The organism is Clostridium sp. DL1XJH146 (genome assembly GCF_054819755.1).
Window position 1 is genome coordinate 38956 of sequence record NZ_JBTVVN010000019.1, and the last position, 13359, is coordinate 52314.

Sequence of the window (13359 nt, forward strand, 5' to 3'; positions counted from 1 at the left end):
ATATAAAATGTAAAATGTGAAGAGTGAAGTGTATAGTGATTGATGATTTTCTTATTCTTTGAAAATTTTTAAATTAGATAGTCGATTTTGCCTAGCAAAATCATCCTTAATTTCACACTTAACATTTCACACTCCACACTTGTATTAAAAAAGGAGGGTATTATAAAAATGAAAAAAAAATTTGTTAAATTAATTACTGTAATATTTTTAGCTTGTGCAATATTAAGTGGTTGTGGTAGCAGTGACTATAACACAGCAGACGAATATGGTGAAGCAGCACCTGAAGATAGGGCATATGATGATAGTGGTTTTGGTGAGGAAATGGATATGGATGGAGCTCCAAAAGAAGAGAGCATGGAAAATCAATCGCAGGTGAATGAAGAAAATATAATCGACGATGGTAGAAAAATAATTAAGACTTATTATTTTGACTTAGAAACAAAGGAATTTGAAAAAACTAATACAGCAATAAATAATAAAGTGCAGGCAGTAGGAGGATATATAGAGAATTCCAATATTAGTGGTAATAGTATTTATCAAGAATATGAGCATGATTCTTATAGATATGCTAGTTTTACATTAAGAATTCCTAGAGATAAAGTAGATGAATTTATTGGTCAATTAGGGGATGTTGGTAATGTGAGGAATAGTTCCAATGAATCACAAGATAAGACCTATGAATATTTTGATACAGAAGCACATCTAAAATCATTAGAAATACAAGAAGAAAGACTTTTAACTTTATTACAAAAAAGTGGAGAGTTATCAGATATTATTGAAATTGAAAGAGAACTTGCAGATGTAAGATACCAAATAGAAAGTTTAACAGGAACTTTAAGAAAATGGGATGATTTAGTCAATTATTCAACTATTAATATTGAAGTTCGAGAAGTAAAAGAAATAACTCCAGAAACACCAGAAGATTTTTTAGGACAAGTAAGAGAGGGGTTTAGTAATTCATTACATTCTTTATATAAATTATGTAAGAATTTAATATATGTTTTAATAGTAGGAATACCATATATAGTAGTTTTAGCTATAATAGTAGCTATTGTTGGAGCTATTAGGAAAAAAACTAATAAAGGTAATAGAGATAATAGAAAATTTTGGTTTAGAAAAAAGAAAAAAGATAATGATGAAGAAAAGTAGGGTATAATGAACAATGCACAATTTGGGTAGAGATTTTTTAGCAGAGCTAAAAAATCTCTTTTTTTTTAAAAAACATGTAAAATTTATGGTTTTAGTTAGTATAGTAGTCTTAGTTATCTTGATAAATTGGTTTCGTAAAAATAATTAGATAAATCAGGTATCAACAAGTTAAAAGGTGGATTTTATGAAATTAATATTATTGAGGAATTGAACTGTTATTTAAATGATGGATGGAATATAATTAATATATATAGTATATTATTTTAAGTAAATAGGGTATTATTAACTTTAGAAAAAATAAATGAACTACTTTATACGAGGTGATTGAATGCAAAAGGATTATATGATAGATAATTATATTAATTTATCCAATGAATTTAAAGAAGAGGGAAACTATGTAAAGGCATTGCGCCTATTAAAAAAAGGTGCTAAGGCTACTAATAATAAAGATAATGATTTGCTTGTTGAGATGGGAATTTTATATGATGAAGTTGGACAGTATGATTTGGCTTTGAGTGAATATCAAAAAATGATAAAAAATAATGAAAGGGATGAAAGAGCTTATTATGGAATAGCAATAATTCATGATAATTCCAAAAATTATGAAAAAGCAATTGAGTATTATCATAAAGCAATCGAAATTAATCCTGAATATGATAGGGCCTTATTTTTTTTAGCAGGTTGTTACGATGATATTGATGACAAGGAGAAGGCAGAAGAATATTACCAAAAAGTACTTAACCTTAGACCAAATGATTTTTGGGCAAATTTAAATTTAGGGTCTTTATATGAAGAATTAGGTAAAAATGATATTGCTAAAGAAGCTACTTTGAAGGCATTAGAGATTGATAATGAAAATTATATGGCACTATTTAACTTAGGAGTAATTCAACAAAAGGTGGGGCAAACGGAAAAAGCTGAATCAAATTACAGAAAATCAATAAAAAGTGAACCACAATATCCTTATAGTTATCTGAATTTAGCTATTATATATAAAGAAAAAAAAGAATATGAAAAAGCTATAGATATCATAAATAAGGCAGTAGATAACAATGAACAAGAAGGTTTTTTGTATTATAACAGAGCATGTATATACGCACTCCTTGATAATGAAAAAGAGGCAATTAAAGATATGAATAAATCTTTAGAACTCTATCCTGATTTTTATAAATATATGAAGGAAGATGAAGAGCTTAAGAAATACTTATATGGAGTCGAGAATAATTAATATTAAAAGTTCTATGCAAATCATAGGGCTTTTTTTATTGTCTAGGAAATTAAAAATTCTCATTGACATACTAGTGTATAATCACAGTAGAAGGTGAGGTGGAAATTTAATATTTTAATTTCAAGTCTATCCCAAACTCCTATATATGAGCAGATCCAAAATCAAATAAAAGAGATGGTTCTTACTGGCAAGCTAAAAGTTGAAGAACAATTACCATCTATAAGGCTTATGGCTAAAGATTTGAAGGTTGCTATAGTAACGGTGAAAAGGGCTTATAAGGAGTTAGAAAACGAAGGTATTATAGTAAATTTACAAGGCAGAGGATGTTTTGTTGTGAATATTGATAAAAAGAAAATAAAAGAGATTAATCTTGATGTGCTTAGACAAAGACTTTTAGAAATAAAAACTTTCACGGATAGTACAGGGATTAATGAAGATGAATTTATAGAAATAGTAAATGAAATATATGGAGGTAAAAAAAATGTTAAATAATGCTTTAGAAATTAAAAATTTATGTTCAAATGCAGGAGAGTTTTCTTTGAAAGATATAAATTCAAACATCGAGAAAGGAACAATAATGGGTCTTATAGGTAAAAATGGTGCAAGCAAAACAACTCTTATAAAAACAATAATAGATTAGGTTTGCTGAAATGAAACAGTTTTAATAAGTACTGTTTCTTTGGTTATCGGGTATAGGTTGTATGCCAATAACGGCAATTTTAATAAAAGCTAATAAAGAATTTTGATTACAAAATCTAAATAGAATTAATGGCCTCATTGCTATAAACAATGGGGCTTTATTAATTATAGGGTTTTTGATTAAATTGAAGAAAATCAAATATAGTTTAAGTTAAGATAGTTTTAATAAATTGAACATTACAAATTATTGTAATATCTTATCATAAGTACCTCATATATATTAACAATAATAATCATATTTAATTGGCATATATAAGGAGGGATAGTGTGGATTTTAAATCAATAATTGAAAAGGATAGGGAATCAAGAAAAAATGAGAGATTTGAAGGAACTCTTATTGATTACCTTAAAATAGTGAAGGAAGACCCTCAGCAAGCAATATTAGCTCATAGGAGAGTTTATAATATTATTACTCGCGATGGATTTTCTGTTTTGAAACCTGAGGAAAATCCGAGAATAAGAAAGATATATGGGAATGAAATTATTAAGAAGTATAATTTTTTTCAAAATGATTTTTTTGGTATCGATAAGGTTATTATGAAAATTGTGAATTATTTTCATTCTGCTGCTATGCAGGGTGAAGAATCTAGGCAAGTTTTATATTTAGTAGGTCCCGTTGGAGCAGGTAAATCATCTTTGGTAGAAAAATTAAAGATATCACTTGAAGAATGTGAGCCTATTTATCAAATAAAAGGTTGTCCTATGAGAGAGGACCCTTTGCATTTGATTCCAAAACATTTAAGAAGTGAATTTGAAGATGAACTTGGAATTAAAATAGAAGGAGATTTATGTCCTGTTTGTAGATATAGACTAAAAGAGGAATACAAGGGTCAATATGAGGTAATTCCAGTTGAAAAAGTTGATTTTTCAATAAGATCAAGAAAAGGAATTGGAGTTGTGCCACCGGTTGATCCTAATAATCAAGATACTAGTGTATTAAATGGAAGCATTGATATTTCTAAAATGGATCTTTATGCTGAAGATGATCCAAGAATACTTTCATTGAATGGTGCTTTCAATGTTGGCAATAGAGGGCTTGTAGAATTTATAGAAGTTTTTAAAAATGACGTAGAGTATTTGCATACAATAATAACAGCAACTCAAGAAAAATCAATACCGTCACCAGGCAAAAATGCCATGATATATTTTGATGGAGTAATTGTAGCTCATTCTAATGAAGCAGAATGGGAAAAATTCAAATCTGATCATACTAATGAAGCTATACTAGATAGAATTGTTAAGGTGGAAGTCCCATATTGTTTGGAATTAGATGAGGAAGCAAAAATATATAACAAGATAATTAATAGGAGTAATTTTAGGGCGCATATGGCTCCTCATACCATTGAAGTTGCTGCTATGTTTGCTATTTTATCAAGATTATCTCCTTCTAATAAAGTTGACCCACTAACTAAATTAAAAATCTATAATGGGGAAGATATTGTAGAAAAAGGTACTACAAAAAGTATTAATATTGTAGAGCTTAAAGAAGAAGCTACAGCTTATAGAGAAGGTATGTCCGGTATATCTACTAGATTTATAATAAAAGCTATTGATGAAGCCTTATCTAATTCAGATTATAATTGTATAAATCCATTAAGTATAATGGAAAGTATTATTAAATCAGTGAAAGATATGGATATACAAGACGATATTAAGAAAAAATATTTAGGCTTTGTTCAAAATACAATAAGAAAAGAATATAATAAGAAATTGGAAAAAGAAATTACAAAAGCCTTTATTCAAAGTTTTAGGGAACAGGCAGAGAGTTTGTTTGATAATTATTTGGATAATGCAGAAGCTTTTGTGAATAAATCTAAATTGAAAGATAGGTCAACAGGTGAAGACCTTGAGCCAGATGAAAAATTCATGAGAAGTATAGAAGAACAAATAGGAATTCCGGAAAATTCGGCAAATGGATTTAGAACAGATGTTACATCTTATATGTTTTATTTGATTAGAAATGGTGGAAAGCTTGATTATTGTAGCTACGAACCTTTAAAAGAAGCAATAGAAGGAAAACTTACAGCTTCAGTAAAAGACCTATCTAGAATAATAACAAAATCTAGAGTTAGAGATAAAGAACAAAATAAAAAATATAATTCAATGGTAGAAGAAATGAAAGCTAATGGCTATTGTGATCATTGTTGCGACGTGATTTTAAAATATGCAGCTAATAATCTTTGGAAGGATTGATAGTATGGCAATTTTTAGGGATTTTAATCCTATTGATCACGAGAGAGCTATTGAAGACAAAAGAAGACATAAAGAGTTAGTTAAAGATACAATTAAAAAAAATTTAGCAGATATACTATCAGAAGAAAGTATAGTGGGGCAAAGTAAAAATAAAAAAATAAAAGTGCCTATAAGAGGGCTAAAAGAGTACCAGTTTATATATGGTAAAAATAGCAAAGGAGTAGGTAGTGGAGATGGAACACAAAAAAGAGGAGATAAACTAGGAGAAGATTCTAATGGAAAAGGAGAAGGAAATGGAAAGGATAAAGCGGGCAACTCAGAGGGTGAAGATATCTATGAGACAGAAGTTACTATAGAGGATATATTGAACTATTTATTTGATGATCTTGAATTGCCAGACATGGATAAGAAAAAATTTTCAGAAATTGTTACAGATAATTCCTCTAAGCGTTCAGGATATAAAAAAAGGGGAATAAGACCAAGACTTGCTAAGAAAAAGACTGTTGTTGAAAAACTAAAAAGAAAGCAAGGCTATTTAAAAGGAATTAAAGATTTAAATTCTAGTGAGGAAGTTGAAAGATTTCCCTTTAAAGAAGATGACCTTAGATATTATCGCATAAAACCTAAAATAAAAAGAGAGTGCAATGCGCTTGTTGTATGCATAATGGATGTATCTGGCTCTATGACTCAAAATAAAAAATTTCTTGCTAGATCTTTCTTTTTTATACTTTATCAATTTGTTAAACTTAAATATGTTAATGTAGAAGTTGCTTTTGTATCTCATACTACAACAGGAAAAGAAGTAAATGAATATGAATTTTTCCATAAAGGAGAATCAGGAGGAACTTATATTTCATCAGGTTATAATAAGGCTTTAGAGATAATAAATGAAAGATATGATAGTGAACTTTGGAATATATATCCTTTCCATGTTAGTGATGGTGATAACTGGGCTGATGATAATGCTAGGGCAGTAGAAGCAGCAAATAATTTGTGCGAAATATCAAATCTATTTGGATATGTTGAGATTGGAAGAGGAAGTTATTTTAGCACAATAAAAGATAGATTCAAAAAAGATGTAAATAAAGATAATTTTACTATTACTACAATAGAATATAAAGAAGATTTATGGCCAGCTCTTAAAAAAATATTATTAAAAGAGCTAAATGCGGGGTGATTATTTGGATTATACTATAAAAGACCTTGAATATTGGAATGATAAGATAGAGGAAATAGTAGACGAAGTAGGGTTGGACTGTTACAAGCAAGAATTTGAAATGGTTGATTATAAAGATATGCTATCATATGAAGTTTATGTGGGAATGCCTTCAAGATACCCACATTGGAGCTATGGAAAGGCTTATGAAAAATTAAAAACTCTTTATAATTATAATTTAACTGGTTTGCCATATGAGATGGTTATTAATTCTAATCCTAGTCAAGCTTATTTGATGAAAGATAATACGCTTTTACTGCAAATTCTAACTATTGCTCATGTTTACGGACATAATGATTTTTTCAAAAATAATAGATTATTTAAAGAAGCAACAGATGCTGATTATACTATTCAAATGTTTAAAAATAATGCATTGATGATAAGAAATTATATAAACGACCCAAGTATAGGATATGAAGAAGTTGAAAAAATGCTCGATGCAGCACATGCATTAAAATTTCAGATTAACAGAAATATTGGAGTTAAAAAATTAAGTTATGAAGAAATTAATAAGAGAAAAATAGATAAATATAAGACTGAAAGGGAAAATTATAATATTTTAAAAGAATATAAAAAAGTTGAGATGCCGGATATATCAAAGATTCCACCTGAGAGGGAAGATGATTTATTATATTTTATTTGTAACTATGGAGAGCTTGAGGACTGGCAGATTAATATATTAGAGATTGTGAGAAAAGAAACATATTATTTTGTACCCCAGATTGAAACAAAAATTATGAATGAAGGTTGGGCGAGTTATTGGCACTATAATATTTTAAAAAAATTAAATTTACCTCCATCATTACACATAGAGTTTTTGAAAAGGCACAATGCTGTAATAGCTCCTTCACTTGGAAACATTAATCCTTACTATGTTGGATTTAAAATCTTTGAAGATCTTGTAAAAAAATATGGAACAGACAAAATATTCGAAGTAAGGCAATTAGATAGAGATTCCTCATTTATAAGAAGATATCTTACAAAAGAACTTTGTGAAGAGATGAATTTATTTCAATATGTAAAAAAAGGAAGAGAGTATTTAGTTGATGAGGTATCTGATGAAGATGGGTGGAAAGAAATTCGAAATACAATTAGTAATTCTTGTGGTTCAGGATCTATCCCAACAATAAGTATTACAGAGATGAATAAATTTGATAGAACCTTGTATTTAGAGCATATTTACGATGGAAAAGAATTACAATTAGAATATGCAGAAAATACTTTGAAATATTTAAGTCAATTATGGAAGCATAAAATAGTGTTAAAAACTAAAAGGTTGGGAAAAGATTTATTCATTGAATGTGATGAAAAAAAGAATATTAAAAGAAAGTAAGATTTAATATTAATTAGCAATTAGCAATTAGCAATTAGCAATTAGCAATTAGCAATTTGCAATTTGCAATTTGCAATTAATGAGGATTTTGCTACGCAAAATCTTTGATTTAAAAAATACTTTAAAAATGCCCTTTTATAGAAAGGGTATTTTTATTTTATGACTAGTGGATATAAAATATGAAAATCCAGATGGAGACAAACGACATAATTATTTATTAAATAGTGGTACAGCCTTTGGTGGTGTTAAATTGTATGAGAAGAAAAAGGAAGAATTTATTATGATTGCACAGTTTGAAGGAAAAAAAGGTGTTTGTGAATACGGAGAGTATGATAAAATGAGTTATAGATAACTTTAAAGGGAAATTATCAATTATTATACAAAAAACAAATAATAACATAAAAGGAGAAGTATATATGAAAATTAAATGGGGTATATTAGCACCAGGTAATATTTCAAATTCTTTTGCAAAAGCTCTGCAAGGTATTGAGGAAGCAGAGATATATGCTGTAGCATCAAGGTCATTAGATAGGGCTAAAGAATTTGGAGATAAATTTGGAATCACAAAATGTTATGGAAGTTATGATGAACTTATAAATGATGATGAAGTAGAAGTAATTTATATAGCAACTCCACATAATTATCATAAAAAATATGCTATAGAATGTTTAAAAGCAGGAAAAGGAGTACTATGTGAAAAACCTATAGGAATTAATGCCATTGAGGTAGAAGAAATTTACGAATGTGCAAAGGAAGAAAATAAGTTCTTTATGGAAGCCATGTGGACTAGATTTTTGCCTATAACTGAGAAGTTATTTGAAATTATTGAAGAAGGAGTAATCGGGGAAGTTAAAATGGTTAGAGCTGATTTCAGTTTTAATGCGCCTTATCTTCGAGAAAAAAGACTTTTTAATTATAAATTAGCAGGTGGAGCGCTTTTAGATGTAGGTATATATCCTATTACTTATGCTGATATGTTTATTGAAAGTAAATTAACTGATATTAAAAGTAATGCCTATATAGGCATTACAAATGTTGATGAACAAGCTACAGCTTTATTTGAATATGAAAATGGAAACAAGGCATCATTAACTTTTGGTATTATCACTGAAGGTTCAAAGGATGCTTGGATAATAGGAACAGAAGGTAAAATCCATGTGCATAATTTTTGGTGTAGTGAAAAAGCAGATTTATATAAAGGGAATAAGCTGATCGAACAGTATTCTATACCTCATGAAGTCAATGGATATGAGTATGAGGCAAGAGAAGTTATTAAATGTTTGAAAGAGGGAAAAATTCAGAGTAGTAAGAGAACTTGGGAAGATACTCTAGAAGTTATGAAGATTATGGATAATATGAGAAAGCAGTGGGGATTAAATTATTCAGGAGAAAAATAAGAAAAATATTAAAGAAGTTAATAATAAATGTCTACGTAATATGCGTAGGCATTTACTTATTAAATGGGGTTTTTGAATACAAGGATAAAGAATTACAAACACTATTGACATAAGAAAAAAAGTATATTATTATAGTATTAACAGATAATAATTATTATCAATTGATAATCAAAATTAATTCAAGATGTTTTATATCATTTGTATTGACAGTAGAAAGTATTATATAAAATTGATGGAAGTGATTTGTATGAATAAAGAAATTAAAGAGTTAGATCTGATTATTATAGGAGCTGGACCTGCTGGTTTGACAGCAGCCATATACGCAGCTAGAGCAAAGTTGGATTTTGTTTTAATAGAAGATGAAATTATTGGTGGTCAGATTAAAAATTCGTATTCAATAGAGAATTATCCTGGATTTAATAATATTTCTGGTGATAAGCTTTCTCAAAAGATGTTAGATCAAGCTGAAAATTTAGGAGCAAATATAGATGAATTTGATAAAATTATTTCCGTTATATTAAATGATAAGGAAAAGATAATTGAAACGGAGAGTTATATATATAAACCGAAAGCTGTAATTATTGCAGCAGGCTCAAAATACAGAGAGCTTCCTGTAGAAGAAGAACCTAAATTTCACGGTAAGGGAATTCATTATTGTGAGCTATGTGATGGGAAAATGTATGAAGGAAAAGATATTATTGTAGTGGGTGGAGGTAATTCAGCTGTTCAAGGTGCACTTTTCTTAACTAGATATGTAAAGAGTATAACGATGATTCATCAGTTAGATAACTTGCAAGCAGATAAAGCTAATCAAGAGGAACTACTTAAAAATGAAAAAGTAAATATTATATGGGATTCTGAAGTTCGAAAAGTAATGGGAGAAGAAGAAGTTCAATCAGCTATAATCCAAAATTTAAAGACTAAAGAAGAAGAAGAAATTAAAGTGGATGGAATATTTGTATATATTGGAATGGCTCCAAGGACAAATATATTTAAAAAATTCATAAAATTAGACCATAGAGGAAACATAATAGCAGGTGAAGATACAAAAACAAATGTAGAAGCTGTTTATGCTGCAGGCGATGTTAGAACTAAGAAATATAGACAATTGACAACGGCTGTAAGTGATGGAACAATAGCAACTCTATCAGTTGCACAATATGTACTTAATAATAAAAAAGAGAAATAATGAGGAGGAATAATTATGATAAAAGTATATTCTTTACCAACATGTCCACATTGTCAAAAAGCAAAAAGGTATTTTGATAAAATAGAAGAAGAGTATGTAGATATAAATGTAGGAGAAGATTTGGAAGGAAGACAGGAAATGTTTGATTTATCTCATCAAAAAAATGTACCTGTGATAAATATTAATGGTGAGATAATAGTTGGATTTAATAAGACAGCTATTGATAATGCTTTGAATGAAGTTAAGGAACAGTAACATATTCTGTTATACATGACTTAAATGTTGGAAGAAGTGTAGATGAAGCAATGAGAGTTTTAAAAGCACTCCAAACAGGTTGATTATGTTCAGTAGATTGGAGTGAAGGAGATCCAATGTTATAAAAATAATAAAGATTAATAGAAGGGCTCTTTCAAAATAATATTTGAGAGGGCCTCTTTACTTTTGTGAATTTCATTTAGATAATATATAATTTACTTAGTATAATTAATAAATGCTTTTAGAGAAAGGACAAGAATAGATGAAAAACATATCATTTTTAATGAAACCAGCGTCAGGAAAATGTAATTTGAGATGTAAATATTGTTTCTACAATGATGAAATGGAAAAGAGAGAAATTAAAGATTATGGAATGATGTCCATAGAGACAGCCCAGAATATAATTGATAAAGCTATAAATTTTGCAGAGGGTGGATATATAACTTTTGCATTCCAAGGGGGAGAACCTGCAGTAAGAGGGATGGAGTTTTTTCGAAATTTTGTATCTTATGTAAATGAAAAAAATACAAATAATTCAAAAGTTAATTATGCGATACAGACAAATGGCATGTTAATTGATAAAAATTGGGCAGTATTTTTAAAAGAAAATAAATTTTTAGTAGGGATATCACTTGATGGAACTAAGGATATAAATGATTTCAATAGAGTTGATGCTAAAGGAGAAGGTAGTTTTAAAAAAATAATAAAGACTACAGAAATTCTAGATAAACATAATGTTGATTTTAATATTCTTTCTGTTGTAAGCAGGGCTAATGCAAAAAAAATATTAAAAATATATAATTTCTTTAAAAAACAAGGATTTAAATATCTTCAATTTATTCCTTGTTTAGAACCTTTAGATGAAGAATTCGGACAAACTGAATATGCATTAACAGTTGGGGACTATGAATTATTTCTTAAAAACTTATTTAACCTATGGTATAGAGATATTATGAATGGTGAATTTGTGAGTATAAGATATTTTGATAACTTGCTTTCTATGTATATGGGATATGAACCAGAAGCTTGTGATATGAGAGGTAGATGTTCTATACAAAATGTTGTAGAAGGTGACGGAAGTGTTTATCCTTGTGATTTCTATGTAATTGACAAGTATAAATTAGGAAATATAAATGAGAATTCTATTGATGAAATAATTAATTCAGAAGTTGGGAAGCGGTTTATTGAAGGATCTTTTAAATTATCTGATGATTGCAAAAAATGCAAATGGAAATCTATTTGTAGAGGTGGATGTAGAAGATATAGGGAATTAAATGATGAAGTCTATAAAAATTATTATTGCAAGGCGTTTTATAATTTTTATGAGTATTCTTATGGTAAATTTATTGAGATAGCACAAGGTGTAAAAATGGGAAGAATTAGACTTTAACAGTTTTAAAATGTTATATCAAATATTATAACTACATTATGCGAGATAGGTACTATGAAGGATAAAATAGGGGTAATAGCTTCAAATATTGAGCTTAAGAAAAGTATAATTGAATTATTTATAGTACTTATAATTTGGAATGAAGTGTTTTTTAATTGTAGAGATTGGAAAGAGTTTATTGATAGTGAAATTGACATTGAGAAATTTGCAGAGCCTTATGAAATAGAACTTAGGGTGAAAAAGTATTTAGATAAAAAGGATGATGTTGTAATTGTAAGTAGTGGGATTGCGTGCGGCTATGCAAGGACATATGGAATGAATAGTGTTTTCATAAGTGCGAGTTGTGAAAATAATGAATTTTATATAAATAATGATTTAGGGGGCATATATGGTTTATAGGAATTTTGATGAATTGATAGAAAAAGTTAAGGGTTTTGAAACCGTTAAAAGAGTTGCAGTTGTTGTTGCTCAAGATGAGCACACATTAGAAGCGGTATTTAGAGCTAAGAAAAACAATATAGTAAAACCAGTTTTAATTGGAAATAAAGAAAAGATACAAGCAGTACTAGCTACTATAAATGAAACTTTAGAAGATGAATTCATTATTGATGTAGAGGATGATTTTGCAGCTGCTTATAAAGCAGTAGAATTGGTTCGTGAAGATAAAGTTGATTTCATAATGAAAGGTAAGATTCAGACAGCAGATTTATTAAAAGCTGTGGTGGATAAGGAAAAGGGACTTAGAACAGGTAATGTTATGTCTCACATTTCTATTAATGAAGTACCTACATATCATAAACTTTTAGCCGGTACAGATGGTGGAATGATTATGTATCCTGATGTTAATAAAAAGAAACAAATCATTGAAAATGCGGTAAGTACTTTTAAAAATATGGGATATGAAAATCCTAAAGTAGCAGTTTTAACAGCAGTTGAAAAAGTTAATCCCAAAATGCCTGAAACTGTTGATGCAGAACAGTTAAAACAAATGAATTTAGCTGGAGAAATAAAGGATTGTGTAGTTGAAGGTCCAATTTCTTATGATTTAACGATGAATAAAGAATCAGCCAAAATAAAAGGTTTTGAGAGTGCGGTAACTGGTGATGCAGATATATTAATAGTTCCTAACATTACAACAGGAAATATATTAGGAAAATCATTAATTTATTCATCAGTAGCTAAAATAGCAGGATTTATTGTAGGAGCAAAAGTTCCTATAGTTTTAACATCAAGAGGGTCTACATCAGAGGAAAAATATTTATCATTAGTATTATCGGCTTCAAGCGTTAAGTAATAGTGTGCAATTTCCA

Annotated in this window: 14 protein-coding genes and 1 pseudogene; all 15 read left to right on the plus strand. The window is 28.7% G+C overall.

The features are described 5' to 3' along the window. The first annotated feature begins 168 nt into the window (after nt 1-168). The 15 genes and pseudogenes from ACVHXK_RS10640 to ACVHXK_RS10710 all read left to right on the plus strand — a co-directional run bounded on the left by ACVHXK_RS10640 (nt 169) and on the right by ACVHXK_RS10710 (nt 13343). Nucleotides 169-1149 (plus strand): DUF4349 domain-containing protein, encoded by a 981-nt coding sequence (locus tag ACVHXK_RS10640; protein ID WP_461206370.1) that lies wholly within the window; start codon nt 169-171, stop codon nt 1147-1149. Between the two features lie 328 nt (nt 1150-1477). Next, nucleotides 1478-2377 carry a tetratricopeptide repeat protein gene (locus ACVHXK_RS10645; protein WP_461206371.1) on the plus strand — a complete coding sequence of 300 codons (900 nt, stop codon included), beginning with the start codon at nt 1478-1480 and terminating at the stop codon, nt 2375-2377. Between the two features lie 93 nt (nt 2378-2470). Then, nucleotides 2471-2869 carry a GntR family transcriptional regulator gene (locus tag ACVHXK_RS10650; protein ID WP_461206372.1) on the plus strand — a complete coding sequence of 133 codons (399 nt, stop codon included), beginning with the start codon at nt 2471-2473 and terminating at the stop codon, nt 2867-2869. Further along, a complete protein-coding gene (locus tag ACVHXK_RS10655; RefSeq protein ID WP_461206373.1) occupies nt 2859-3017 on the plus strand; it encodes an ATP-binding cassette domain-containing protein in 159 nt (52 codons plus the stop codon). The genes ACVHXK_RS10650 and ACVHXK_RS10655 overlap by 11 nt, the downstream gene beginning before the upstream one ends. Nucleotides 3018-3343: 326 nt before the next feature. After that, complete coding sequence (locus tag ACVHXK_RS10660) at nt 3344-5269, plus strand: serine protein kinase (protein ID WP_461206374.1); 1926 nt, start codon at nt 3344-3346, stop codon at nt 5267-5269. 4 nt (nt 5270-5273) lie between these two features. Beyond that, nucleotides 5274-6446 carry a sporulation protein YhbH gene (gene yhbH, locus ACVHXK_RS10665; protein WP_461206375.1) on the plus strand — a complete coding sequence of 391 codons (1173 nt, stop codon included), beginning with the start codon at nt 5274-5276 and terminating at the stop codon, nt 6444-6446. A 4-nt stretch (nt 6447-6450) separates the two neighbouring features. Continuing rightward, the gene (locus ACVHXK_RS10670) at nt 6451-7818 is read left to right on the plus strand and encodes a SpoVR family protein (protein ID WP_461206376.1); all 1368 of its coding nucleotides are present in this window, start codon (nt 6451-6453) and stop codon (nt 7816-7818) included. Between the two features lie 166 nt (nt 7819-7984). Beyond that, nucleotides 7985-8170, plus strand: a complete 186-nt coding sequence (locus ACVHXK_RS10675) for a hypothetical protein (protein WP_461206377.1) — start codon at nt 7985-7987, stop codon at nt 8168-8170. Between the two features lie 64 nt (nt 8171-8234). Then, nucleotides 8235-9215 carry a Gfo/Idh/MocA family protein gene (locus ACVHXK_RS10680; RefSeq protein WP_461206378.1) on the plus strand — a complete coding sequence of 327 codons (981 nt, stop codon included), beginning with the start codon at nt 8235-8237 and terminating at the stop codon, nt 9213-9215. Nucleotides 9216-9462: 247 nt separating this feature from the next. Next, nucleotides 9463-10404, plus strand: coding sequence for a thioredoxin-disulfide reductase (trxB, locus tag ACVHXK_RS10685; RefSeq protein ID WP_461206379.1), 942 nt, complete (start codon nt 9463-9465; stop codon nt 10402-10404). 15 nt (nt 10405-10419) lie between these two features. Then, nucleotides 10420-10659 carry a glutaredoxin family protein gene (locus tag ACVHXK_RS10690; protein WP_461206380.1) on the plus strand — a complete coding sequence of 80 codons (240 nt, stop codon included), beginning with the start codon at nt 10420-10422 and terminating at the stop codon, nt 10657-10659. After that, nucleotides 10650-10742 (plus strand): annotated as a pseudogene (locus ACVHXK_RS10695) (peroxiredoxin); the annotation flags it as partial. The gene ACVHXK_RS10690 and the pseudogene ACVHXK_RS10695, both read left to right, overlap by 10 nt. Nucleotides 10743-10921: 179 nt before the next feature. After that, the gene (locus tag ACVHXK_RS10700; RefSeq protein ID WP_461206381.1) at nt 10922-12049 is read left to right on the plus strand and encodes an anaerobic sulfatase maturase; all 1128 of its coding nucleotides are present in this window, start codon (nt 10922-10924) and stop codon (nt 12047-12049) included. Nucleotides 12050-12103: 54 nt separating this feature from the next. Further along, entirely contained in the window at nt 12104-12448 is a 345-nt protein-coding gene (locus ACVHXK_RS10705; RefSeq protein WP_461206382.1) for a hypothetical protein, read from the plus strand. Next, nucleotides 12438-13343 (plus strand): bifunctional enoyl-CoA hydratase/phosphate acetyltransferase, encoded by a 906-nt coding sequence (locus ACVHXK_RS10710; protein ID WP_461206383.1) that lies wholly within the window; start codon nt 12438-12440, stop codon nt 13341-13343. Before ACVHXK_RS10705 ends, ACVHXK_RS10710 begins: the two co-directional genes overlap by 11 nt. Nucleotides 13344-13359: the final 16 nt, after the last annotated feature.